Here is a 23201-nt window from a genome sequence, read left to right as displayed (position 1 = left end):
TGCGCCGAGGCGTCACACGCTTCCATGTCTTTCAACTAAGTCACACGACATTGTCAGTCGACAAAGTCTGCGATAGGTTGACGCTCCTCGCTTCACGGCCGCGATCGAAAGTCATGTTCATGTCCAACACGTCTTCTGGAACCGAGCGGATCCCCGAGCGCCCGGCCCTTCCCCTCGTCGGCCATGCGCTCGACGTCCCCGACGGGGCCGAGGGCCTCGCCTACGTCATGCAGGAGGCCAAGGAGCTGGGGCCGCTGTTCAAGCTCCGGATCTTCGGAACCGAGATCAACTTTGTCTCCGGCCTGGATCTCGTCTCCGAGCTGGCGGACGAGACCCGGTTCCGCAAGAACGTCCACCCCGTCCTCGTGATCCTCCGCGAGATCGGCGGGGACGGGCTGTTCACGGCCTACGGCGACGAGCCCAACTGGCGCAAGGCGCACGACGTCCTGATGCCGGCGTTCTCCGGGGGCGCGATGAGGGGCTACCACGCGACGATGCTCAAGGTCGCCCGGGAGCTGATCGCCAAGTGGGACCGGGCGGCGGGGGAGCTTGCAGTGGACGTGGCCGCCGACATGACCCGGCTGACCTTCGACACGATCGGACTGTGCGGCTTCGGCTACGACTTCGAGTCCTTCCGCCGCGACGAGCCGCATCCCTTCATCACGGCGCTCGCGAGGGCACTGGACTTCGCCCAGGCCAAGGGCGAGTCCATCCCCGGGGCCGAGTTGTTCCAGTGGAAGAAGGCGGAGCAGTTCCGCAAGGACGTCACCCTGATGAAGGACCTGGTCGACGATGTGATCCGACGGCGGAGGGCGGACGGCGACCAGAGCACCGACGACCTGCTGGGGCGGATGCTGCACACCCGCGACGAGGTGAGCGGTGAGCCGCTGGACGACGTCAACATCCGCTACCAGGCGATCACCTTCCTCGTCGCCGGTCACGAGACCACCAGTGGCCTGCTGTCGTTCGCGCTGTACTACCTGACCAAGCACCCCGAGGTACTGGCCCGCGCCCAGGCGGAAGTGGACGCGCTGTGGGGCGATGCGGCCGACCCCGACCCCCAGTACGCGGACATCCGCAAGCTCACCTACGTCCGCCAGATCCTCAGCGAGAGCCTGCGCCTGTGGCCCACGGCGCCGTCGTACGCGGTCGAGCCCCTGGCCGACACGGTCGTTGCGGGCAAGTACGCCGTGCGCCAGGGCGAGTCGCTCATGGTGCTGATCCCGCAGCTGCACCGGGATCCCGCCTGGGGGGACAACGTCGAGCTGTTCGACCCGGAGCGGTTCTCGGCCGAGCGGGAGGCCGCACGCCCGGTCCACCTGTTCAAGCCGTTCGGCAACAGCGAAAGGGCCTGCATCGGCCGCCAGTTCGCGCTGCACGAGGCGACGCTGGTGCTCGCCCTGCTGGTGCACCGGTTCCGCCTGATCGACCACACCGACTACCAGCTCAAGATCAAGCAGTCCCTCACCCTCAAGCCCGACGCCTTCACCTTGAACCTGGCCCGGCGCGTCGGCGGCGAGCGCCGCCTGCCCGCCGGCGTCGCCGTCAGCGCACCCGCCGAACAGGCGCGGCCCGCCGCCCGGCGTGCGACCGGTACGACGCTGACCGTGCTGCACGGCTCGAATCTCGGGACCTGCTCCGGCATCGCCGCCGATCTCGCCGTGGACGGCGACGAGCACGGCTTCGCCACCGCCGTCGCCTCCCTCGACGACGCCGTGGGGCAGCTCACCGGTACCGGCGGCCCGTTGGTGATCGTCGCCGCCTCCTACAACGGCAGGCCCACCGACGACGCCGCCCGGTTCGTGTCATGGCTGGAGGAGTTGGAGCCCGGCTCGCTCGACGGCGTCGAGTACGCGGTTCTCGGCGTCGGCGACCGCAACTGGGCCGCCACCTACCAGCGCATCCCGACGCTCATCGACGAGCGGCTCGCCGCCGCCGGTGCGACGCCCCTGCAGGAGCGTGGCGCCGCCGACGCCGCGGGGGACTTCGGCGGCACCGTCGACCGGTGGACCGGCGACCTGTGGAACACCCTGCTGGAGAAGTACGGGAGCCCGGTGCAAGCCGGCGCCGAACCCACCGGACAAAGCGGCGAAGCCGACACCGACCAGGGGCTGTACGAGCTGCAGGACGCCACGGAGTCGGTCACCGGCCCGCTCGCGGCACGGCACGGCGTACAGCCCATGGAGGTGCTGGACGCCTACGAACTGGCCGACATGGACCACCCGCTCGGCCGCTCCAAGCGCTTCATCCGGCTGCGGCTGCCCGACGGCGTCACCTACCGCACCGGCGACCACCTCGCGGTGCTCCCACGCAACCCGGCCGCCCTCGTGCAGCGGGTCGCCGACCGCTTCGGCCTCGACCTGGACCGCACCGTACGGCTGAAAGCACGCCGCCGCAGCCGCAACGCCCTGCCCGTCGACCGCCCGCTGACTTTGCGTCAACTACTCACGGACTTCGTGGAGCTTCAGGACACCGCAACCCAGGAGCAGGTCGCCGTACTCGCCGAGCACACTGCCTGCCCGCCCGAGCACCGCCCCCTCGCGGAACTCGCCGACGCGAAGCCCGACGTCTTCCGCGAGCAGGTCACCGACGCCGGATGCAGCCTCCTGGCCCTGCTGGAGCGCTACCGGGCCTGCGAGCTGCCGTTCGAGCACTTCCTGGAACTGCTGCCCGTGCTGCGGCCACGGCACTACTCGATCTCCTCGTCCGCCGCGGCCGCGCCCGGCGCAGTGGACCTGATGGTGTCGCTCCTCAAAGCCCCTCACCGCAGCGGCGAGGGCACCTTCCACGGCATCGCCTCCCACTACCTGCAGACCGTCAGCGCGGGCGACACCCTCCAGGCGCGGGTGCTCCCCTGCAGCGAAGCCTTCCGCCTGCCGCAGGACCCGGCCACCCCCGTGATCCTCATCAGCGCGGGCACCGGAGTGGCACCCTTCCGCGGCGCCGTCCTCGACCGGCTGCACAGCAAGGCGACCGGGACACTGCTGTGCTACTTCGGCTGCGACCACCCCGACGCCGACTTCCTCCACCGCGACGAACTCCAGGCAGCCGAGGACGCCGGAGCCGTCAGCCTGCGCCCCGTCTTCAGCTACACCCCCGAGGACGGCGCCCGCTTCGTCCAGGACCGCATCGCTCAGGAGAGCGCCGAGGTCTGGTCGGTCCTGCAGGCCGGAGGACGGGTGTACGTCTGCGGCGACGGGCGCCGCATGGCCCCCGGCGTACGCGCGGCCCTCCAGGCCGTCTACCGCGAGCACACCGGAGCCGGCGCCGACGAGGCCGCCGCCTGGCTGACCGCCATGACGGAATCCGGCACGTACGTCGAGGACGTCTGGGCCGGCTGACCCACAGCCGGGCGCCGCCGCTCGTGGCCGGTCACGGCCGCTCAACCGATACCTCACATCGCTGACCGAAGGAAAGATCATGACTGATAGGCAGAACAAGGACATCGCCACGGCGCAGCACGCCCGCAGGGTGGATGTGGTGGTGGTCGGTGCGGGGCTGGCCGGTCTGGCCGCGGCGCGGGAGCTCGTCGCGGCGGGCAAGTCGGTGGCCGTGCTGGAGGCCCGTGACCGGGTGGGCGGTCGGCTGCTCAACCACGATCTCGGCGACGGTCAGGTGACCGAGATCGGCGGGCAGTACGTGGGCCCGACCCAGGACCACATCCTGGCGCTGGCCAAGGAGGTCGGCGTGGACACCTACCAGGCCGCCATTCCTGGCGAGGCCGTCTACGTCAACGACGGCAAGGCCAAGCGGTTCACGGGGCACACCCCGCCGGACCTGCTCGCGCTGCCGGACATGGGGATTGCCCTGGCCCGGGTCGGCCAGGCCGCGGCCAAGGTGGACCCGGCCGCCCCGTGGAAGGCCCCGAACGCCCGTGAGCTGGACGCCATGACCTACGAGACATGGCTGCGCAAGGCCGAGATCACCGGCGACGCCGTCGACATGATCAGCCTGTTCCTGAACTCGGCCTACGGCGGCGAGGCCCGTGACGCCTCCGCCCTGTTCAGCCTCTGGTACGTCTCGACGTTCGGCAACGAGACGCACCCCGGCACCATGGAGCGCGGCACCGGCACCACCGGAGGCGCCCAGGACAGCCGGTTCGTCGGCGGGTCACAGCTGGTCGCCCAGCGCCTCGCCGAGGAACTCGACGGCCGGGTCCACCTGTCCGCGCCAGTGCGGCGCGTCAGCCAGGACTCCACCGGTGTCACCGTGGTCTCCGACGCCGGCGACTGGCGGGCCGACCGGGTGATCGTCGCCGTACCGCCGCTGGTGGCCTCGCGGATCGTGTGGGACCCGCTGCTGCCGGCCCAGCAGGACCAGCTCTTCCAGCGGCTGCCGTTCGGCACCCTCATGAAGTGTGTCGCCGTCTACGACAAGCCGTTCTGGCGCGAGGACGGACTGTCCGGCATGGGCCTGCTGCGCGGCGGCTCGCCCATCCGCGAGATGTTCGACAACACCCCGCCCGACGGCGGACCGGGCGTGCTGATGGGCTTCCTGGGCGGCAGGGAATGGCGCAAGTGGGCCCACCGCCCGGCCGCCGAGCGCCGTGGCGCCGTCCTGCGCTGCTTCGCCCAGGTCGTCGGGGACCGTGCCTTCGACACCGTCGAATACGTCGAGCAGGACTGGACCGCCGAGCAGTGGACCCAGGGCGGCCCCACCTCCGTCGCCGCCCCCGGCGTGCTCACCGACTTCGGCCAGTGGAGGGACCGCCCCCACCACCGCGTGCACTGGGCGGGCGCCGAGTTCTCCCCCTACTGGAACGGCTACATGGACGGCGCCGTCCGCTCCGGCCGCCACACCGCCACCGAAGTCCTCCTCCACCAGAGCTGAACGCACGAAGCACCGAGCACCGACAAGCAAGGGAACCCTGTCATGAACCGTTTCGTCGTCGCCGAGACCGCCGTCATCGACGCCCCCGTCGAGCGGGTCTGGGAGGTCATCTCCCGCACCGACCGGTACGCCGAGTGGGTCGCCGGAGCCATCGAGGTCACCGACCACCACGGCGTCGCCACCGTCGGCAAGACCTACTCCGAGCGCAACCGCACCCTCGGCCCGCTCAAGACCGACTCGGTCTGGACCGTCGTGGAGATCGTGCCCCTGAAGCGCCGCGTCGACACCGGCGTCGGATTCGCCCCGCTCCAGGACGTCACCAACATCTTCGAGTTCCGCCCGGTCAAGAATGCCGACGGCCGGGAGGCGACGGAGATGCTCTACCAGGTCGAGTACACCATCGGCCTCGGCCCCCTGGGCCAGCTCCTCGACTCCATACAGGAGTCCTCGATGCGCGCCGGCATGCGCACCTCCATGGCCAACCTCAACACCCTGCTGCGATCCGAGGACACGAACACCGGCTGACGGTGACGAAGGTCAGCGGCCGCCCGCCGCTTGCGGGCCGGGTCCTCGGCGAACCCGGCCCGCGCCCTTCGCAGAGATCCGCCCTCACCCAGAGAACCGAGGTTCCGATCATGTCCACCACCATGCTGGCCGGACGTCTCCACCTGGACACCCGCACCTTCGCGGTCGAAGAGGTCCCCGTTCCCGTCCCCGGTCCCGGAGAGGTGCTGATCGAGGTCAGGGCCGCCGGAGTGTGCCTGTCCGACGTCCACCTGATCGACGGCGGCCTCACCCCTGCCTTTCCCGTCGAGGCGGTCACCGGTTCGGGCGCGGTCACCCTCGGCCACGAGGTCGCGGGCGTCATCCACACCCTGGGCCGCGGCCTGTTGGGGGACTGGGCCCCCGGCATGCGCGTCGCCCTGCAGGCTGGCCAGGCGTGCGGAGCATGCACCGACTGCATGCGCCGCTCCCCCTGTCCACGGCCGCTCACCCGTGGTGTCGACTACGACGGCGGCTGGGCCGAGTACGCCGTCGCCCGCGAGGACACCCTCGCCCCCCTTCCCGCACACCTGCCCTTCGACCAGGCCGCCATCATCCCCGACGCGGTCTCCACCCCCTATGCCGCGATCACCGAGTCCGGGATGGTCCGGCCGGCGCAGTCCGTCGGCGTCTGGGGCGCCGACGGCCTGGGCGCCCACGGCATCCGGATTGCCCGCCTGGCCGGCGCCGCGCCCGTCATCGCCGTCGACCCGCTGCCCGAGGCCCGTGAACGGGCCCTCGCCTTCGGTGCCGACATCGCACTCGACCCCGCCGACCCGGGATTCACCGAAGCCGTGAACCTGGCCACCGGCGGCCACGGTCTCGACGTCGCCTTCGACTTCGCGGGTTTCCCCGCGGTCCGCGAGCAGGCTGCCGCGGTCCTGGGCGCCGGCGGTGTCCTCGTCCTGGCTGGCCTCACCCCGGAACCGCTCACCGTCACCGACAGCACAGGGTTCAGCTACCGCGGCAACCAGATCCGAGGTCACTACGGCTCCGGACCAGAACACGTGACCCAGCTCATCCGCCTGGCCGCCACCGGCAGGCTCGACCTGGCGCCTTCCATCACCGATCACATTCCCCTGGCGGAGGCGGCCGACGCCGTCACCCGGCTGGAGAAGAAGGCCGGCAACCCGATCCGCCTCGTCCTCACCCCGTGAACCACCGCGCGCCTACCAATGAATGATCTGGCCATCTGCGTCTGATGGATGCAACTCTGGCAGGCGGCGCAGGCTATGACGGCCCTGCGGCGCTGATCCAGCATGACCTGCACTCAGTTGGACGTCGGCTGTATGACTCGAAGGCGACGTCGGCTTTGCGAGCTCGACCGGTCGTCAATTCGCTCGTAGCGTCAATCGACGAGTCAAATAGGGTGTTCGGGGTCGAGCAGATCTACTGTGCGCTGTCCAACTCCGCGGAATACGCCGGCCGGTTTCACCTCCAGCATCTACCCCTCACCACGCCTTCACCATACCTGCTTCGGCTGTCTGAATCCGTAGCAGCTGAATCGCGCTGCCTTCAGCCGCACTTCACGTCATTCGCAAAGAGTCGATCTACCGAGGATTCCCTTGGACCCGCAAACTCTGCTTCTCTCCATCTTCACGCCGGAGGGGCGGGAGAACCCGTTCCCGGCGCTTGAAGCGCTCCGCGAGACCGCCCCGGTCTACTACGACAAAGACCTCGACACCTATTTCCTGACCACGTACGCGCATTGCCAGGCCGTGCTGACCGACACGGCTTTCCGCACCCCCGATCTGAGTTGGTGCGAGGAGCATCTCCCGGACTGGCGCGACCATCCCGCGGCCGACTTCTTCTACGCTTCGATGCTCCGCGCCAACCATCCCGACCACAGCCGGCTTCGCCGACTGGTCAATGCCGGGTTCACCCCTCGCCGCGTGGCAGCACTGCAATCCGCCGTCGAGGACCTGACCGACGGCCATCTCGACGCCTTGGCCGACGCCTCCGCGCACGGCCGTGCGGTCAACTTCCAGGAACTGGTCGGTTACCCCCTGCCCGTCGCGGTGGCGGGGGAGTTGATCGGTGTCCCGGCGGCGGACCGCCCCCGGTTCCGCAGGCTGGGCAGTGACGCCAGCCGGCTGCTCGAGCCGGTGCGCAGCCCGGAGGATTGGGCACGGGCCGACGCGGCGGTGACCGAACTGCGTGCGTACTTCGAGGAACTGCTCCAGCGCCGTCGGCGTGAGCCGCGCGAGGATCTCGCGACGGTGCTGCTGGAGGCCCAGGAGGGACAGGAGCGTCTGACCCGGCGGGAGTTGGTCGACACACTGCTCCTTGTCTTCGTCACCGGTTTCGAGACGGCCGCGGCCACGCTCGGACTGGTCACCCACGCACTGCTGACACACCCGGACCAGCGGGACCTCGTGACGGGCGACCCCGAGCTCGCGGCTCAGGCGGTCGAGGAAGCGCTGCGCTGGGACTCGCCCGTCCTGATGACCGAGCGGATCGCCACCGAGCGGACCGAGATCGCAGGCGTGACCATCCCGGTGGGTGCCAACGTCACCACAGTCCTCACCGCGGCCAACCGGGACCCCGCCCAGTTCCCCGACCCGCACCGCTTCGACGTGCGGCGCTCCGGAACCAAGGTGCTCAGCTTCGGCGCCGGTCCCCACTACTGCCTGGGCGCCGCTCTGGCACGTCTGGAGGGCACGGTGGCCGTGCGCCGCCTCTTCGCCCGCTTCCCCGAGCTCGCCGTGTCGGGCGTCCCGGTGCGGCGCGAGTCCCTCAGCCTCCGGGTGTACGAGCACCTCCCCCTGACGGCCCACGGCTCTGTGACGTCCCCGGACCGGGCCACCACCATCACCCGCCACGACAGCGAAGGAGTGACGGCGTCATGAATTTCCTCGGCACCGAGCGCGAGGTGCTCGAATCACTGCTCCCCGGTCTGGACGCAGCGCTCGCCCGCCACTCGCTGGCGGAGTTGGAGCGGCCTGGCGGCCCCGCCATCGCGGCGTTCCGGGAGGCCGGTGGTCCGGCCCTGCTGGTGCCGGCGCAGAACACCGGCATCGGGGCGGACCCGCTCCAGGCCGTGCGGCTGCAGAGGGCCGTGGGGGCACGTTGCCCGTCCCTGGCCGTGGCCACCACGATGCATCACTTCTCCGTGGCGAGCCTCGTGGAGACCGCCAAGCACGGGGCGGGCTTCGAATGGATGCTGCTGGAGGCGATCGTCGGCAAGCGGATGCTGCTGGCCTCGGGATTCGCGGAGGGCCAGACCGGTCAGTCGATCCTGCGGCCCGCCATCCGCGCCGAGCGGCGCGGTGGCGACGTGGTGCTGAACGGCAGCAAGAAGCCGTGCAGCCTGGCCCGCTCCATGGATCTGCTGACCGCTTCGGTGGTGATGACGGACGACAGCGGCGTCGAACGACTGGCGGTGGCCATCGTCCCGGCCGAAACCAAGGGCGTGTCCGTACGCCCGTTCTGGCGCAGCACGGTGCTGGCCGGTGCCGAGAGCGAGGAAGTGGTCCTCGAAGACGTCGTGCTGGACCCGCAGTTGGTCGTGCTCACCGATGTCGGAGCCGACGCCGTACTGGACTCGCTTCACATCGCGGGATTCCTCTGGTTCGAGCTGCTGATGACCGCCGGCTACCTGGGTACGGCGAGCGCCCTGGTGGAACGGGTGCTGCGGCACGGACGTTCCGCCGCCTCGGTGCGAGCGGAACTGGTGACGGACGTCAACGCGGCGATGCTCGGGGTCGAGGCCGTGGCCCGCGCCATGCGGGAGTCGCAGGCATGGGACGAATCGCTGCTCGTGGACGCACTCACGGCGCGCTATGCAGCGCAGGACGCCATCGCGCGCACCACGCGAACCGCGCTGGAGGCGCTCGGCGGAATGTCGTTCATCACCTCGGACGAGGGGACGTACCTGGCGTCGGCGGCCGCGGGGCTGAGTTTCCACCCGCCGTCGCGGGGCCGGATGGCGCAGTCGCTGTGCGCGACCCTGGACGGGGAGCCGCTGCATGTCGGTTGAGGGCTCACCCGGGGACGGCGACCCGCGGCCCTCCGCTCCGGGCGGACAGGTGGTCCAGATGGCCCCGCGGTACACGGTGGAGTGTCTGACCACCGTCGACGACCTGCCGCGGGAGTTGTGGGACGCACTGGCGCCGGCCCACGATCCCATGTGGGGCCGGGAGGTCTTCGCGGCCATGGAAGGGGCGGCCATCGGTCCGGACGCGTACGCCTACCTTCTCGTACGCCTTGGCGATCGGCCGGTGGCGGTGCTGCCCCTCAGCGCGGTTCACGGTCTGCGGCTGGAGCGGGTCGTGGGTCCCGGCGAGCGGCGCCTGCTCGCCCCAGTGGCCCGGCTGTTCCCCCGGCTGCTGCGGGTGCCGATGCTCTTCTGCGGCAACTTCCTCGGGCAGGGGCACATCCCGGGCGAGGACCCGCTTGCGCCGCAGGCGGCCGAGTTGCTGGTGCGGGAAGTACTGCAGTTCGCCCGGCGGCACCGCCTGGGCACTGTCGTCTTCAAGGACTTCGCCCCCCGTGACCTGGACGCGCTGCGCCCGGCGCTGGACGGCGAGGGGTTCTTCATCGTCGCCGGTCTGCCCGACACCGAACTCCCGCTAGGCCACCGCGACTTCGAGGAGTACCTCGTCTCGCTGCCGGCCAAGCCCCGCCGCAACGCCCGCAACAAGATACGCAAGTTCCGGGCACAGGAGGGACTGCGGATCGAGGTGCTTCAGGAGTTTGGCGACCTCGTCCCCGACATGATGGGGCTGTACCGGCAGGTGATGGACCGCGCCGACCAGACGCTCGACGTGCTCGACGAAACATTCGTCCGGCGCCTGGCCAACAGCCCGGACGCCGATCAGCGGCTGGTCGCCTGTTTCGAGGGCGACCGTCTTGTCGGTTATCTGCACTGCCTGTTCCGTGGCCGCGGCGCGGTCGGGGCCCGGATCGGTCTGGACTACCGGCTGGCCCACCGGGCGCGGCTCTACCACAACCTCCACTACGCGGCGATCGAGCTGGCGATCACCCGCGGCTGCCGCCACATCCGCTTCGCGCAGACCGCCTACGAGCCGAAACGGGAACTCGGCTGCGAACTGGTCGAGCAGAACTACGCGATGACCCACACCCGCCGGCTGCCCCGCGCCGTGCTGCGTCTGCTGTTGCCACGGGCGCTGGAAACCGCACGCGAACAGGCGCTGGCCCCGAAGTCCTGACCGCGACGTGCCTGCCGACGGCCGCCCCCTGCCACCCCCTACGAGAAAGAGACCGCCATGCCCCTTGTCCAGGTCGAGATCACCATCGCTGCCCCGCCCGAGGACAGCTGGAAGGCTGTCGTCGATGTCGAGAGTTACCCCGCCTGCATGGACAGCGTCCAGTCCGTGGTGGTCCTCGAAGGCTCCGGTGAGGACCGCAGGACGACGGCGTGGTCCGTCCGTCTGAAGGGCTCCGTTCTGGAGTGGGTGGAAGCGGAGCAGCTCGACCACGCGTCCCGGCGTTTCGACTTCCACCAGGTCAGCGGCGACCTCGCCCACTTCGTGGGTCACTGGGCGGTTCGCCCCTCCGACGGCGGCGGCAGCCTCGTGTCGCTGACGGTGGAGTTCGAGATCGGTATCCCCCTCCTCGCGGAGATGCTCAACCCGGTCGCCGCCGCCGCGCTGCGGGACAACGCCCGGCAGATGCTCCAGGCGCTGGAGCGGCGGCTCACCGCCGCTGTCGACGGCTGAGCCGGTGCTCGCCGCCGCCGTCCCCTCACCGATGCCGTCCCGAAAAGACCACGTACCCGGCTGTTCGTCCCCCGTCCAACGCGGCCCGGTCCGGCCGCCCCTTTCCACAGGAGTTCCCGTTGGGAACCAGCTCCATGACCAGCGCCCACGCCGCCAGCCGGGTGTTCGACACACTCCGCCGTCACCAGTCTCCGCAACTCGCCCTGACCGGCAAGCTCGCGGGGCAGGGTGCCGTGGAGTCCAGTGCGCTGGGCGCCCGTGTCACCCTCTCCGACGGCCGTTCCGTGCTCGACTTCGGCTCCTACGCCGTCACCCTGCTCGGCCACCGTCATCCCCGTGTGGTGGAAGCCGTCGGCCGACAGCTCGGCGTCATGCCGACGTCGACCCGCAGTCTGGCCAATCCCGTGGCGGCCGAGGCGGCGGCGCGGCTCGCCGACTACCTCGGGGGCGGACTGCCCAAGGTCTACTTCGGCCTCAACGGGGCCGACGCCGTCGAGGTGGCGGTGAAGCTCGCGCGGCTCGCCACCGGGCGGGAGCGGGTGCTGGCGGTGACCGGCGGTTACCACGGCAAGACGCTCGGGGCGCTCTCCCTCACGCACAGTCCGATGTTCCGGGCCGGACTGCGGGGCTGTGTGGTGGATGTCGTCCATCTCGACCCCCACGACCCGCATGCCGTCCGCGAACAGGTGTCGGCAGGCCCCGTCGCGGCCGTCGTCTTTGAGCCCGTGCAGGGCGAGAACGGCGCGGTTCCGCTGCCGACGGACGTCCTGCGGCAATGGTGCGAGGACGCCCGCGCCCACGGTGCCTTCGCGATCGCCGACGAGATCCAGTGCGGGTTGCGGCGGTGCGGGGAGCGCTCGGTCGCCCTTGCCGACGGCCTGCCCGTCGACGCCGTGCTCGTCGGCAAGCCGCTCGGCGGCGGCGTGATGCCGCTGTCCGCCGTCGCATGCACCCAGGAGCTGTACCGGCCGCTGGAAATGGACCCGTTCCTTCATTCGGCGACCTTCGGAGGGCACCCGCTGAGCTGTGCCGCTCTCCCCGCCGCGCTGGACGCCGTCGAGGAACTCGCCGAACACGGCAGGAAGTTGTCGGAGGCGCTCGTCGACGGTCTGCGTGACCTCCGGCAGCGTCATCCCCGCGTGATGAGCGGATACCACGGCCGGGGACTGCTGTGGGGCATCGACTTCACCACACCCGCGGCGGCGGGCGAGACCGTGGTCTCGCTGGCCAACAACGGGCTGCTGGTCTCCCCGTGCCTGGGCCGCCCGACCACTGTGCGTCTCCTCCCGCCGCTCGTCACCACCGATGCGGAGTTGGACGAGGCCATGGACATCCTCGACACCGCGCTGACGGCGGCCGGCACGGCGGTCCACGACTGACCGCAGGTCTCGCGAGCGCTGCCGCTCCACCGCACGACTCCGGAAACTCACCCTCCGGAGATGAACCATCACCTCCTCTCACTCATACCAGCATCAAAGGAACCGAGTTGACGCACAACGGCCCCGCGGGCACCAGGACCGCTGACTCTGTCGGCGTACCGTCCTCTTCTGACACGTCCTCTGCCGACCTGTCCGCCGTGGTCCGCGAGACCATCGCGGAGGTCCTCGGGACCACGCCCGACGCCATCGTGGACAGCACCGACCTGCGAACCGAGTACGGCATCGACAGCCTGGAGCTGATGGCGATCGGAGCCCAGCTCGAACGCGTACTGAACGTTCCGATATCGGCCGAGGACCTGATGGGGGCCGACACCGTCGGCCAGGCCGTCGAACTCCTCGCGCAGCGGAAGGCGGGGCGGGAATGACTCCGCAACAGCACCACTCAACGGCCGGCCGATGGCCGTCCGAACGCCCGCGCGTCGTCGTCACCGGGATCGGTGTGAAGACCCCGGCAGGCCTCACCCTGGATGAGGTCATGAGCGCTGTCCTGGCAGCACGCTCCACCGCCGCGCTCCACGACGAGCTGGCCGAAGGTGGCTCTCCGGTGCACTTCGCCTGCCGTGTGCCCGAGTTCGACCCCGAGCCCTACGTCACCCGCCGGGAGCGCCGCCAGATCGACCGCCCCACCGAACTGGCGCTGTGCGCCGCCGCTGACGCCGTCGAACAGGCCGCACTGTCCGGCCCGCCGTCGGCACGGGTGGGCGTCCATCTCGGCACCGGTATCGGGGGGCTGCCCACCATGGAGTCGAGCGTGCGTGAGCACTACGGGGACTCCAGGCGCATGCCCGTGCACGCCGTGCCCCGGACCATGGCCAACTCGGCCGCCGCCCGGGTGGCGATGCGCTACGGCTTCCGTGGTTCGTGCGTCACGTACAACACGGCCTGTGCCAGCGGCGCCACAGCCATCGGGGAGGCCGCCCGCCGGATCCAGTACGGGGAGCTGGACGTCGCCGTCGGCGGCGGCTTCGATGCGGCGGTGACGGCTTTCATGCTCACCGGCTTCTCCAGGATGCAGGCGCTGTCCACCCGCAACGATGCTCCGGAGCAGGCGAGTCGCCCCTTCGACGCCCAGCGTGACGGCTTCGTCATGGGCGAGGGTGCCGCCGTCCTCGTACTGGAGCGACGCGAATCGGCGCTCGCCCGCGGGGCACACATCTTCGGCGAGGTCGCGGGGTACGCCACGAACGCCGATGCCCACCACATCGTCGCACCGCATGCCGAGGGGATCGTCGCGGCCGCGTGCATGGCCGACGCCATCGCCGACGCCGGACTGCTGCCGGCCGATATCGGCCAGATCAACGCCCACGGCACCTCAACGCCGGCGAACGACAGCTCGGAGGCCACCGCCATACACCGGTGCTTCGACGGCCAGGCGCCGCCCGTGACCGCCGTCAAGGGCGTCACCGGGCATCTCATCGGTGGCTCCGGGGCGCTGGAGGCCGCCATCTCCCTGGTCTGCGCGGAGCGCAGGATCGTGCCGCCGGTCGCCAACCTCACGGAGCCCTCCGAGGCCGACCGGATCGACGTGGTCTTCGGTGCTCCACGCAGCGTGGACCGTGCCCCCGTGCTGTCCAACTCCTTCGGTTTCGGCGGACAGAACGTCTGCCTGGTCCTGCTGCCCGCCACGTGAACTTCTGAGGAACTCCTGCCATGCGCATCCTTCTCACTGGTGCCACCGGTGTCGTCGGCGCCGAAGTCGCCTCGCTTCTCGCCGCCGGGACCGCCGACCGCAGCGGCCCCCAGATCGTCCCCACCGCACGCCGCCCCACCGGGAACTCGCCCGTGCGCTGGGGCATCGGCGCCGAGCCGGCGCCCGATGCCCTGACCGCCCGGCCGTGGGACGTCATCGTGCACACAGCGGCCTCCACTCGTTGGACCATGACCCGTGACGAGGCCACCGACGCCAACATCCGCACGCTGCGCGAGGTGCTCGCACTGGCCGGTCCCGACACCCATGTGGTGCATGTGTCCACCGCCTACGTCGGTGGCGTGCGTGCCCCGGAGGATCTCCGGGGCGCCGAGTTCGAGGGCTACCGCAACGGCTACGAGTGGTCGAAGGCCGTATGCGAGAACATCGTGACGACCGAGCACCGCGGACCGGTGACCATCGTCCGTCCACCACTGGTCATGGGACGCCGCCAGGACGGGCGCATCGCCCGCTTCTCCGGCCCTTACAGCCTCTTCCCCGCTTTCGTCTCCGGCCTCGCGGCCGTCGTTGTCGGCGACCCGGCCGGCTATGCCGAGATCAGCCCCGTGGACGAGGTCGCCGAGGTGATCGCCGCCGCGGCTCTGGGTCCGGCACCGTCCGCGCCTCGCACCGAGGTGATCGCCGCAGGCCAGGACAGCCTGCGTCTGGACGCCCTCGTCGACATCACCTGCGACACCCTCAACGCGTTCCGGGCCGAACACGGCGTCGAACCGATCGCCAAGCCTCCGACGGTGTCCACCGAGAGCTGGAACCGCTTCTTCCTGCCGCTGGCCGAGCAGTGGCTCTCCCCGGTCCAGCAACAGGCCGTGAAGCTGCTGGCGATGTTCCAGAGCTACACCAGCATGAGCGAGCCGTTCCCGCCCACCCGTCGGGTGGCCGACCCGGGTGGGGTGATGGCGGCATCGGTACGGCACTGGGCGCAGAGCAAGCCACGCCAGGCGCTCGGTCGGCCCACACCGTGGACGCTGATCAACGCCGAGTGACCGGGCCGAGCCGCGGGGGGCGTGCGTGGCCAAGGGGTCCTAATCCTTGAGTAGTGGCTCCGGTCGGTCTCCTCTGGGGGGCTGACCGGACCGTTGAGCCATGGCCACTGCAGGACGTTGGTGCCGTTGGCGGTGCCCCCGCTCTGCACGTCGGCGGCCTTGCCGCTGTGCCGGGCGACGAGCCGGTAGACGGTGCCGTCGCCGGGCAGCGTGGTGGACACCAGGGCCGGCTCGGCCGTCCGGCCGCCGATCCTGACGCCGCCGATGTTGGCGTGGGCGCCGGTGGCCGCGTTGACCTGGATCCGCACGAAGCCTACGTTCCGGGCGGGCCATTCGGCCACCTTGGTGGCGCGGTTGCCGGCCCACGTGCCGGTGGCGACCGGGGTAGGGCCACTCCATGTCATCGCCCCAGCCCTCGCGCATGGGCAGCGGCATCGTCATGTCCCGCAGCACCATGGCCACGTCCGTGGAGGTGTCGCTGACCAGGGTCAGCCGGAAGGCGACCAGCGAGTGCGTGAACAGGTCCATCGCCAAGGTCAGGTGTACCGAGACCGCCTCCCCGAAGACGGTCTCGCGTACCTTCACCGGGAGCACGGTGGTGTCCAGGGCCACCACCTGCCCGGGCCGGTGGATCACCACGTGCGTGCCCGAAGGTTCCACCGCCGCCTCGGAACGGTCGTACTTCGGCCGGGAACCTCCCGGGCCGAACCACTCCTTCCACACCTTCGCCAGCGTTGTGTAGTGCGGCAGCTCGACCTCGGGGCCGTGGTGCGGTCATGTACTGGTGGATGAGCCGGACCCGGGTCGCCATGCTGATGCGGGAGCGGTGCAGCGTCTCGGCGCGGACCGCGAAGATGGCCTTCTTCAGATCCTCGGTGATGCTCGGGTGCCCGCGGCGGCGCGGCAGATGACGGCGGTCGATGCAAGCTGTCACCAGGGCCGGCGTCCGCGACAGCGGTCCCAGATGGTTCAGGGTGCTCAGTCCCATGTAGGACAGGCCGAGCATGCGTGCCTCGTCCCGGTCCATCGCGGCCAGTTCCGCGGCCTTCGCCCAGCGCCGCTGCCCGAGCGTGGTGGCCTGCGGGTCATAGGCCGGTCGCGGCTCTCCCGGTAGGGTGACGTGCGGCGTCCCGCTGCGGTAGCCCGTCTCCGCCTCCAGGACATGAGCCACCCGCATGCGCACGCGGTCCTGTTCCTCAGGCTCCAGATCGTCGAGGCGTACCGGTTAGTAGTTCTGCTCGGTTTTCTGGCTGGTCGTTCCAACCTTGGTGAGGTAGTCGGCGAGAGAGTTGAGGATCTCGTCGGCTGTCTTGGTCCAGGTGAAGGGCCGCGGGTTCTCGTTCCAGGTGTCGATCCACGCAGTGATGTCGTCCTCCAGTGCCTTGACGGAGGTGTGGACGCCGCGGCGGATGAGCTTGTCGGTCATCAGGCCGAACCACCGCTCCTCCTGGTTCATCCAGGAGGAGCGGTGGGGGTGAAATGGACGTGGAAGCGGGGGTGTCTGCCGAGCCATGTCCGGATGTCGGCGGTGGAGCCTTGACCCAAGGCCGGGTCAGGGCGGTTGCAAGTTCCGGGGTCGTGCGGCTGGTCGGGGTGTGACCGGTTGGGGTGCATAGGCAGAGCAGGCACGGGCTTCGTGATCATTGTGGTGTCTAAGCCCGATGATCATGAGGTGGCCCGTGCCTGCTGCTGCATCCTCTCCCATCCCTGCCGTGCTGGTGAAACTGGGTCCGCTGGACACCGGCCGGATCGCCGACCTGCGCCTCTACTTCGACTCGGTGCCCGACCCGCGCGCCCGCCGGGGCCGGTGGTACTCACTCACGGCGATCCTGTTGGTATGTGCGTGCGCGGCCGTCTCGGGAGCGAGGAGCATCGATGAACTCGCCGAGTGGGGCCAGCGTGCTTCGAAAGCAGTCCTGACAGTGATCGGGATCCGCCGTCACCTGCTCAGATGGCGGCGCGCTCCGGCGTCGGCCACGATCAGCCGTGTGCTGGGGGCTGTTGACGGTGACGCCCTGGACCGGGCCGTCGGCGCCTACCTGGCCGACCGGCACCGCGCCGCCACCCAACCCGCCCGGGCGCCGTCGCCCTCCGCGTCCGGGCGCTCGCGCGCGATCGCCGTCGACGGCAAAGCACTCAAGGGATCAGCCCGTCTCACCGCGACGCGCCGGCATCTGCTCTCCGCGGTCACCCACGGCACCGTCGTGACCCTCGCCCAGGTGGAGGTCGGCGCGAAGACGAACGAAACCACACACTTCCGGCCGCTGCTGGCACCGCTGGACCTGACCGGCACCGTCGTCACCTTCGACGCCCTGCACTCGGTCAAGGCGAACATCTCCTGGCTGGTGGAAACCAAGAAGGCCCACTACATCGCCGTGATCAAGACCAACCAGCCCACCGCCTACACCCAACTCGCCGCTCTGCCCTGGCCGTCCATCGCAGTCCAGCACACCGCCTCCGGGACCAGACACGGACGCCGAGAGTCCCGCTCGATCAAGACCTGCGGGATCGCCGACGAACTCGGCGGAATCACCTTTCCCCACGCCCGCCTGGCCATCCGCGTCCACCGCCGCCGCAAGCCCACCGGCAAGCGCGAGACCCGCGAGAGTGTCTACGCCGTCACCAGCCTCGACGTCCACCAAGCCGACCCCGCCGACCTGGCCGGCGCGATCCGCGGGCACTGGGGAGTGGAGAACTCCTCGCACCACATCAGAGACGTCACCTTCGCCGAGGACGCCTCCACCGTCCACGCCGGGACCGCACGACGGGCCATGGCAACCCTCCGCAACCTCGCCATCGGCGTGCTGAAAACCCTCGGAGCCGACAACATCGCCAAGACCACCCGGGCGATCCGCGACGAGCCCGAACGAGCACTCCCCATCCTGGGCATCACCAACGAACCGGACAGTTACGGAACTTGATCAAGCCCTGCACCGAGGTGCCCCTGTACGAACTCGTCCGCGTCGCCGGTGTCCGCTGGGCATCGAGGAAGGGACTGTACGGTCATCGGACCGGCCCCGCGCCGAGGGCATCCCGTTGACCAGCCGACATGTACCCGGCTCGCCGGGAGTCCGGCGACGACGCTGCATGGCCCTCCCGCGTCGTCCTCCCCGTCGTCGGACGGGAATCCTGAAGGGATGGCGGTCCCATCCGTCGGTGTGTACAGGATCAGCCGCTGCGGGTCTTGATCTCCTCGGTGAGCTGCGGGACGACGTCGAACAGGTCGCCGACCACGCCGTAGTCGACGAGGTCGAAGATCGGGGCCTCGGCGTCCTTGTTGATCGCGACGATGGTCTTCGAGGTCTGCATACCGGCGCGGTGCTGGATCGCGCCGGAGATGCCGGAGGCGATGTACAGCTGCGGCGAGACGGACTTGCCGGTCTGGCCGACCTGGCTGGTGTGCGGGTACCAGCCGGAGTCGACGGCGGCGCGCGAGGCGCCGACGGCCGCGCCCAGGGAGTCGGCGAGCGCCTCGATGATCGCGAAGTTCTCCGCGCCGTTCACGCCACGGCCGCCGGAGACCACGATCGCGGCCTCGGTCAGCTCCGGACGCCCGGTCGACTCACGCGGCGTCCGGCCGGTGATCTTTGTACCGGTGGCCTTGTCGGAGAAGGACACGTTCAGGGCCTCTACGCTGCCGGCGGCCGGGGCGGCCTCCACGGCCGCGCTGTTGGGCTTGACCGTGATGATCGGGGTGCCCTTGGACACGCGGGACTTGGTGGTGAAGGACGCGGCGAACACCGACTGGGTGGCCACCGGTCCCTCCTCGGACGCCTCCAGGTCGACGGCGTCGGTGATGATGCCGGAGCCGATGCGCAGCGCCAGACGGGCGGCGATCTCCTTGCCGTCGGCGGAGGAGGGGACGAGAACGGCGGCAGGGGAGACAGCGGCAACGGCGGCCTGCAGCGCGTCCACCTTCGGGACGACCAGGTACTCGGCGTACTCGGACGCCTCGTGGGTGAGGACCTTGACCGCGCCGTGCTCGGCGAGCGTGGCGGCGGCGCCGTTGCCGAGTGCCACGGCGACGGGCTCGCCGTGCGGCTGGCCAGGGTCAGCAGCTCCAGGGTGGGCTTGCGGACGGCACCGTCCACGTGGTCGACGTAGACGAGAACTTCAGCCATGGGAAAGCAACTCCAGCTTCAGATGAACTTCTGGCCTGCTAGGAATTCGGCGAGCTGCTTGCCGCCCTCGCCCTCGTCCTTGACGATCGTGCCGGCCGTGCGGGCCGGGCGTTCGGCCGCGGCGTCGACCGTGGTGTAGGCGCCCTCAAGACCGACCTGATCGGCGTCGATGTCCAGGTCGGACAGGTCCCAGGACTCCACCGGCTTCTTCTTGGCGGCCATGATGCCCTTGAAGGACGGGTAGCGCGCCTCGCCCGACTGGTCGGTGACGGACACGACGGCCGGCAGCGCCGCCTCCAGGTCCTCTGAGGCGGCGTCGCCGTCGCGGCGGCCCTTGACCGTGCGGTCCTCGACGGAGACCTCGGACAGCAGGGTCACCTGCGGCACGCCTAGGCGCTCGGCGAGCAGCGCGGGTACGACGCCCATGGTGCCATCGGTGGAGGCCATGCCGGAGATGACGAGGTCGTAGCCGACCTTCTCGATCGCCTTGGCCAGGATGAGGGAGGTGCCGATGGCGTCGGTGCCGTGGATGTCGTCGTCCTGGAGGTGGATGGCCTTGTCGGCGCCCATGGACAGCGCCTTGCGCAGCGCGTCCTTGGCGTCCTCGGGGCCCACCGTGAGGACGGTGATCTCCACGTCGTCGTCGGAGTTCTCGGAGATCTGCAGCGCCTGCTCGACCGCGTACTCGTCGAGCTCGGAGAGCAGACCGTCCACGTCGTCCCGGTCGACGGTCAGGTCATCGGCGAAGTACCGGTCGCCAGTGGCGTCGGGCACGTACTTCACGCAGACGACAATCCTCAGAGCCATCACTTCTCCTTGTCGGGTGCTTGCGCCGTCAGTGGCCGCGGTCGATCCATGCGTCCAGGTGAGGGGCCTCGGCGGCGACCGATGTCGAGTCGCCGTGGCCGGTACGTACGACCGTGCCGGGCGGGAGGGTGAGGAGACGATCGCGGATGGAGTCGACGATCGTCGGGAAGTGGGAGAAGGAACGGCCGGTGGCCCCGGGGCCACCGGCAAAGAGTGTGTCGCCGGTGAACACGGTGCCGAGCGCGGGCGCGTAGAGGCACACGGCGCCCGGTGCGTGACCCGGGGTGTGGAGGACGGTGAGTTCGGCACCGGCGACGGTCAGGACCTGGCCGTCGGCCAGGTCGGCGTCCGGTGCCCGATCGGGGTGCGTCTGTTTCCATAGAGGGTGGTCGTCGGGGTGGAGCAGCACGAGGGCGCCGGTGCGCTCGGCGAGGGCGGGAGCGGCGTCGATGTGGTCGTTGTGGGCGTGGGTGCACACGATGGCCGTCAGGCGGCGGTCGCCCACGGCCTCGGCGATGGTGTCGGCGTCGTGGGCGGCGTCGATGACGATCACCTCATGGTCGTCGCCGACGAGCCACACGTTGTTGTCGACGTCCCAGGTGCCGCCGTCGAGGGTGAACTGGCCGGAGGTGACGAGGCGTTCGATGCGGGCGGTCATCACAGCACCACCACCGAGCGCAGCACGTCGCCGTGGTACATCTGCTCGAATGCCTGCTCCACCTCGTCGAGTCGGATCGTCTCCGTGACGAACGCCCCTAGGGTGCGTTTCAGAAGTGGATCTTGATGTGGCAAGATCCACTTCGTGGCGAGGCACGATCTGACGAATGCTCAGTGGGCGAAGCTGGAGCCGCTGCTGCCGCTCGGGAAGAAGCCTGGACGGCCACCGGTACACACCAAGCGGCAGTTGATAGACGGCATACGCTGGCGCACCCGCGCCGGTGCTCCGTGGCGGGACGTGCCCGAGCGGTACGGTCCGTGGGAGACGGTCTACGGCTTGTTCCGGCGCTGGCAGCGGGACGGCACCTGGCATCGTATCTTCGAGCAACTGCAGGCCCGGGCCGACGCGGAGGGACTGATCACCTGGGACGTCTCGGTGGACTCGACCATCGCCCGCGCCCACCAGCATGCGGCCGGTGCCCGCAAAAAGGGGATCTGCAGGTCGAGCCGCCCGGTGGTGTCTTCGCCGAGCCCGACGACCACGGTCTCGGACGCTCGCGGGGCGGGCTGACGACCAAGCTGCACCTGGCAGTCGAGCAGGCCCAGAAGCCGATGTCGCTGGTGATTACGGCCGGGCAGCGCGGTGACTCGCCGCAGTTCCAGGTGGTTCTGGGGCGTATCAGGGTGCCTCGGCTCGGGCCGGGCCGCCCGCGTACCCGGCCGGACAAGGTGCGCGCCGACAAGGCATACGGTTCCCGCGCGAACCGCGTCTACCTGCGCAAGCGCGGTATCCGCTGCACCATTCCGGAGAAGCGGGACCAGATCGCCAACCGCAAGAAGCGCGGTTCCCGCGGTGGCCGGCCGCCGAAGTTCGACACGGCCGACTACAAGGAGCGCCACGCGGTGGAGTGCGGCATCAATCGCCTCAAGCGCCACCGCGCGGTGGCGACGAGATACGACAAACTCGCCGTCCGCTACGAGGCGACCGTGCTGGTCGCAGCCATCAACGAGTGGCTGTGACCAGCACTTTCGAAACGCACCCTAGTACTGCAACGGTGTTTGTTCTGAGTGCTGGGCAGTTGTCAGGGACTGTGCCCGCGTCGTTTGTAGTGGCTGATGCGGGCTTGGTGCTGGCGTCGTCGTCGCCAGTGTGACCCGTGCAGGACGTCGTCGACCGGGGTGGGGCGCCGGCCGGTGAGGCGGGTGATCAGTCGTCGGATCTCGGCGAGGCTGAGGTGGATGAGCTGGGAGGATCCGTTTCTGCTTTCTCGGTGTTCAGCTCCCGGGCCCGCAGGACGGTCAGGCAGGCGTGGGCGGCCATGGCGAGGGTCATGTGGCGGTGCCAGCCGGGATAGCGGCGGACTTGATAGTCGTCCAGGCCGCACTCCTGCTTCGCGCTTTGGAAGCACTCCTCAACGGCCCACCGGCTGCCCGCGATGCGGATCAGCTCATCCAGCGTGGTGCCGGCGGGGCAGTAGGCGATGTAGTAGGAGATCTCCTCGGGCCTGCTCACGCTGCGGCGGGCGAGAACCCAGTGCCGGCGGTCCTCGCGGTGCCAGGGCCGCACCTCGACGCGGGCCCAGTCGTAGATCCGCCGGCCGTGGGCTCCTTCACCGCAGGAACGGCGCTTCCACTTCTGCCGCGGCAGGCCCGGAAACAGCTCGTGCACGGGGTGATCGATGGACCAGCGGGTGACGACCGTGTCGTGGCGGGTGGTGGCCATGACATGGAAGACGTCGGCCTGCTCCAGCTCGAACCGCCAGCCCTTGCTGTAGCCGTAAGCGGCGTCCGCCGTCACCCATCTGAACGGGATCCGGTCGGCGATGGCCTTTCGGACCATTGCCTTGGCCATGGCCACCTTCGTCTCGAAGCCCACGGTCTCGTCGATGCCGGCCAGGCGGCAGCGCTCGTGGTCGTCCGTCCAGGAGGTGGGCAGATACAGCCGCCGGTCGATCAGCGTGCGTCCGTAGCCGGTGGAGTAGGCGAGGAACACACCGATCTGGCAGTTCTCGGTGCGTCCGGCCGTGCCTGAGTACTGCCGCTGGACGCCGGCCGATCGGACGCCCTTCTTCAGAAAACCGGTGTCATCGACGATCAGGACGGCCTCGGGGTCTCCGAGGTGTTCCACCACGTAGTCGCGTACGTCGTCCAGGACCTCGTCGGCGTCCCACTCGATTCGGTTCAGCAACCGGTGGATGCGATCGGGGCCCGCGTGCCCGGCTTCCTCCGCCAGCGTCCAGCCGTTCTTCCGCTCCAGCGGCGCAACGAGCCCCCGCATGTAAGCCAGCGCCGACTGACGGGACTCCTCCCGGTTGAACCGGTGCACGAACCGCTCGTGCAGCACATCCAGTTCACCGGCCCACAACCTGACATCAGCAAGGTCCCCACCCATAACCACACCAACGACCCAGCTGGCCAGCAGTCACGGTAAG

19 protein-coding genes and 3 pseudogenes are annotated in these 23201 nt (G+C 69.9%); 15 read left to right on the top strand and 7 right to left on the bottom strand.

The window, feature by feature from the left end:
* The first annotated feature begins 119 nt into the window (after positions 1-119).
* From ACZ9QC_RS05405 to ACZ9QC_RS05350, 12 genes are all read left to right on the top strand, one after another.
* A complete protein-coding gene (locus ACZ9QC_RS05405; protein ID WP_472919076.1) occupies positions 120-3341 on the top strand; it encodes a bifunctional cytochrome P450/NADPH--P450 reductase in 3222 nt (1073 codons plus the stop codon).
* 79 nt (positions 3342-3420) lie between these two features.
* Entirely contained in the window at positions 3421-4830 is a 1410-nt protein-coding gene (locus ACZ9QC_RS05400) for a flavin monoamine oxidase family protein (RefSeq protein ID WP_472919075.1), read from the top strand.
* Positions 4831-4872: 42 nt separating this feature from the next.
* The gene (locus ACZ9QC_RS05395; protein ID WP_249829859.1) at positions 4873-5355 is read left to right on the top strand and encodes an SRPBCC family protein; all 483 of its coding nucleotides are present in this window, start codon (positions 4873-4875) and stop codon (positions 5353-5355) included.
* Between the two features lie 110 nt (positions 5356-5465).
* Positions 5466-6530 (top strand): zinc-binding dehydrogenase, encoded by a 1065-nt coding sequence (locus ACZ9QC_RS05390; RefSeq protein ID WP_472919074.1) that lies wholly within the window; start codon positions 5466-5468, stop codon positions 6528-6530.
* A gap of 408 nt (positions 6531-6938) precedes the next feature.
* Positions 6939-8222, top strand: coding sequence for a cytochrome P450 (locus tag ACZ9QC_RS05385; RefSeq protein WP_472919073.1), 1284 nt, complete (start codon positions 6939-6941; stop codon positions 8220-8222).
* Positions 8219-9352, top strand: coding sequence for an acyl-CoA dehydrogenase family protein (locus ACZ9QC_RS05380; RefSeq protein ID WP_472919072.1), 1134 nt, complete (start codon positions 8219-8221; stop codon positions 9350-9352). Before ACZ9QC_RS05385 ends, ACZ9QC_RS05380 begins: the two co-directional genes overlap by 4 nt.
* Positions 9342-10544, top strand: a complete 1203-nt coding sequence (locus ACZ9QC_RS05375; protein ID WP_472919071.1) for a GNAT family N-acetyltransferase — start codon at positions 9342-9344, stop codon at positions 10542-10544. Before ACZ9QC_RS05380 ends, ACZ9QC_RS05375 begins: the two co-directional genes overlap by 11 nt.
* Positions 10545-10601: 57 nt before the next feature.
* On the top strand, positions 10602-11054 hold the full coding sequence (locus ACZ9QC_RS05370) for a type II toxin-antitoxin system RatA family toxin (RefSeq protein WP_107468046.1): 453 nt from the start codon (positions 10602-10604) through the stop codon (positions 11052-11054).
* A 134-nt stretch (positions 11055-11188) separates the two neighbouring features.
* Positions 11189-12433 carry a class-III pyridoxal-phosphate-dependent aminotransferase gene (locus ACZ9QC_RS05365; protein WP_472919070.1) on the top strand — a complete coding sequence of 415 codons (1245 nt, stop codon included), beginning with the start codon at positions 11189-11191 and terminating at the stop codon, positions 12431-12433.
* Between the two features lie 197 nt (positions 12434-12630).
* The gene (locus tag ACZ9QC_RS05360) at positions 12631-12858 is read left to right on the top strand and encodes an acyl carrier protein (protein ID WP_157873318.1); all 228 of its coding nucleotides are present in this window, start codon (positions 12631-12633) and stop codon (positions 12856-12858) included.
* Positions 12855-14123, top strand: coding sequence for a beta-ketoacyl-[acyl-carrier-protein] synthase family protein (locus ACZ9QC_RS05355; protein ID WP_472919069.1), 1269 nt, complete (start codon positions 12855-12857; stop codon positions 14121-14123). The genes ACZ9QC_RS05360 and ACZ9QC_RS05355 overlap by 4 nt, the downstream gene beginning before the upstream one ends.
* 20 nt (positions 14124-14143) lie before the next feature.
* Positions 14144-15184 (top strand): SDR family oxidoreductase, encoded by a 1041-nt coding sequence (locus ACZ9QC_RS05350; protein ID WP_472919068.1) that lies wholly within the window; start codon positions 14144-14146, stop codon positions 15182-15184.
* Positions 15185-15276: 92 nt separating this feature from the next.
* On the opposite strand, the pseudogene ACZ9QC_RS05345 reads toward ACZ9QC_RS05350, so the two are convergent.
* Positions 15277-15570 (bottom strand): annotated as a pseudogene (locus ACZ9QC_RS05345) (RICIN domain-containing protein); the annotation flags it as partial.
* An 11-nt stretch (positions 15571-15581) separates the two neighbouring features.
* On the opposite strand from ACZ9QC_RS05345, the gene ACZ9QC_RS05340 reads away from it, so the two are divergent.
* Positions 15582-15926 carry a hypothetical protein gene (locus ACZ9QC_RS05340; protein ID WP_472919067.1) on the top strand — a complete coding sequence of 115 codons (345 nt, stop codon included), beginning with the start codon at positions 15582-15584 and terminating at the stop codon, positions 15924-15926.
* A gap of 483 nt (positions 15927-16409) precedes the next feature.
* Here the strand turns inward: ACZ9QC_RS05340 and ACZ9QC_RS05335 are convergent.
* Positions 16410-16714: pseudogene (locus tag ACZ9QC_RS05335) on the bottom strand (IS630 family transposase); the annotation flags it as partial.
* Between the two features lie 182 nt (positions 16715-16896).
* Between ACZ9QC_RS05335 and ACZ9QC_RS05330 the strand changes: the two are divergent.
* Complete coding sequence (locus tag ACZ9QC_RS05330; protein WP_472919066.1) at positions 16897-18105, top strand: ISAs1 family transposase; 1209 nt, start codon at positions 16897-16899, stop codon at positions 18103-18105.
* Positions 18106-18352: 247 nt separating this feature from the next.
* Here ACZ9QC_RS05330 and ACZ9QC_RS05325 read toward each other — a convergent pair.
* From ACZ9QC_RS05325 to ACZ9QC_RS05310, 4 genes and pseudogenes are all read right to left on the bottom strand, one after another.
* Positions 18353-19305 (bottom strand): annotated as a pseudogene (locus ACZ9QC_RS05325) (electron transfer flavoprotein subunit alpha/FixB family protein).
* 18 nt (positions 19306-19323) lie between these two features.
* Complete coding sequence (locus ACZ9QC_RS05320; protein WP_472919065.1) at positions 19324-20112, bottom strand: electron transfer flavoprotein subunit beta/FixA family protein; 789 nt, start codon at positions 20110-20112, stop codon at positions 19324-19326.
* A 28-nt stretch (positions 20113-20140) separates the two neighbouring features.
* Positions 20141-20770: an MBL fold metallo-hydrolase gene (locus tag ACZ9QC_RS05315; protein ID WP_472919064.1), complete on the bottom strand. Its 630-nt coding sequence runs from the start codon at positions 20768-20770 to the stop codon at positions 20141-20143.
* Positions 20770-20904, bottom strand: coding sequence for a hypothetical protein (locus ACZ9QC_RS05310; protein WP_472922002.1), 135 nt, complete (start codon positions 20902-20904; stop codon positions 20770-20772). Before ACZ9QC_RS05310 ends, ACZ9QC_RS05315 begins: the two co-directional genes overlap by 1 nt.
* A 10-nt stretch (positions 20905-20914) precedes the next feature.
* Here ACZ9QC_RS05310 and ACZ9QC_RS05305 point away from each other — a divergent pair.
* A protein-coding gene (locus tag ACZ9QC_RS05305; protein ID WP_472919063.1) for an IS5 family transposase occupies positions 20915-21789 on the top strand; the annotation gives its coding sequence in 2 pieces (ribosomal slippage) (positions 20915-21304 and positions 21307-21789; 873 coding nt in all).
* Positions 21790-21976: 187 nt separating this feature from the next.
* On the opposite strand, the gene ACZ9QC_RS05300 is transcribed toward ACZ9QC_RS05305, so the two are convergent.
* Positions 21977-23161 carry an IS701 family transposase gene (locus ACZ9QC_RS05300; RefSeq protein ID WP_472919062.1) on the bottom strand — a complete coding sequence of 395 codons (1185 nt, stop codon included), beginning with the start codon at positions 23159-23161 and terminating at the stop codon, positions 21977-21979.
* Positions 23162-23201: the final 40 nt, after the last annotated feature.

The organism is Streptomyces sp. HUAS MS02, from assembly GCF_055702265.1.
This window is presented reverse-complemented; position numbering and strand designations above follow the sequence as displayed.

Excerpts from the sequence above, each read along its gene's own strand:
- ACZ9QC_RS05405 (WP_472919076.1), top strand. The coding sequence starts at position 120 with ATGTCCAACACGTCTTCTGGAACCGAGCGGATCCCCGAGCGCCCGGCC.
- ACZ9QC_RS05400 (WP_472919075.1), top strand. The coding sequence starts at position 3,421 with ATGACTGATAGGCAGAACAAGGACATCGCCACGGCGCAGCACGCCCGC.
- ACZ9QC_RS05395 (WP_249829859.1), top strand. The coding sequence starts at position 4,873 with ATGAACCGTTTCGTCGTCGCCGAGACCGCCGTCATCGACGCCCCCGTC.
- ACZ9QC_RS05390 (WP_472919074.1), top strand. The coding sequence starts at position 5,466 with ATGTCCACCACCATGCTGGCCGGACGTCTCCACCTGGACACCCGCACC.
- ACZ9QC_RS05380 (WP_472919072.1), top strand. The coding sequence starts at position 8,219 with ATGAATTTCCTCGGCACCGAGCGCGAGGTGCTCGAATCACTGCTCCCC.
- ACZ9QC_RS05375 (WP_472919071.1), top strand. The coding sequence starts at position 9,342 with ATGTCGGTTGAGGGCTCACCCGGGGACGGCGACCCGCGGCCCTCCGCT.
- ACZ9QC_RS05370 (WP_107468046.1), top strand. The coding sequence starts at position 10,602 with ATGCCCCTTGTCCAGGTCGAGATCACCATCGCTGCCCCGCCCGAGGAC.
- ACZ9QC_RS05365 (WP_472919070.1), top strand. The coding sequence starts at position 11,189 with ATGACCAGCGCCCACGCCGCCAGCCGGGTGTTCGACACACTCCGCCGT.
- ACZ9QC_RS05355 (WP_472919069.1), top strand. The coding sequence starts at position 12,855 with ATGACTCCGCAACAGCACCACTCAACGGCCGGCCGATGGCCGTCCGAA.
- ACZ9QC_RS05350 (WP_472919068.1), top strand. The coding sequence starts at position 14,144 with ATGCGCATCCTTCTCACTGGTGCCACCGGTGTCGTCGGCGCCGAAGTC.
- ACZ9QC_RS05340 (WP_472919067.1), top strand. The coding sequence starts at position 15,582 with ATGTCATCGCCCCAGCCCTCGCGCATGGGCAGCGGCATCGTCATGTCC.
- ACZ9QC_RS05320 (WP_472919065.1), bottom strand. The coding sequence starts at position 20,112 with ATGGCTCTGAGGATTGTCGTCTGCGTGAAGTACGTGCCCGACGCCACT.
- ACZ9QC_RS05315 (WP_472919064.1), bottom strand. The coding sequence starts at position 20,770 with ATGACCGCCCGCATCGAACGCCTCGTCACCTCCGGCCAGTTCACCCTC.
- ACZ9QC_RS05300 (WP_472919062.1), bottom strand. The coding sequence starts at position 23,161 with ATGGGTGGGGACCTTGCTGATGTCAGGTTGTGGGCCGGTGAACTGGAT.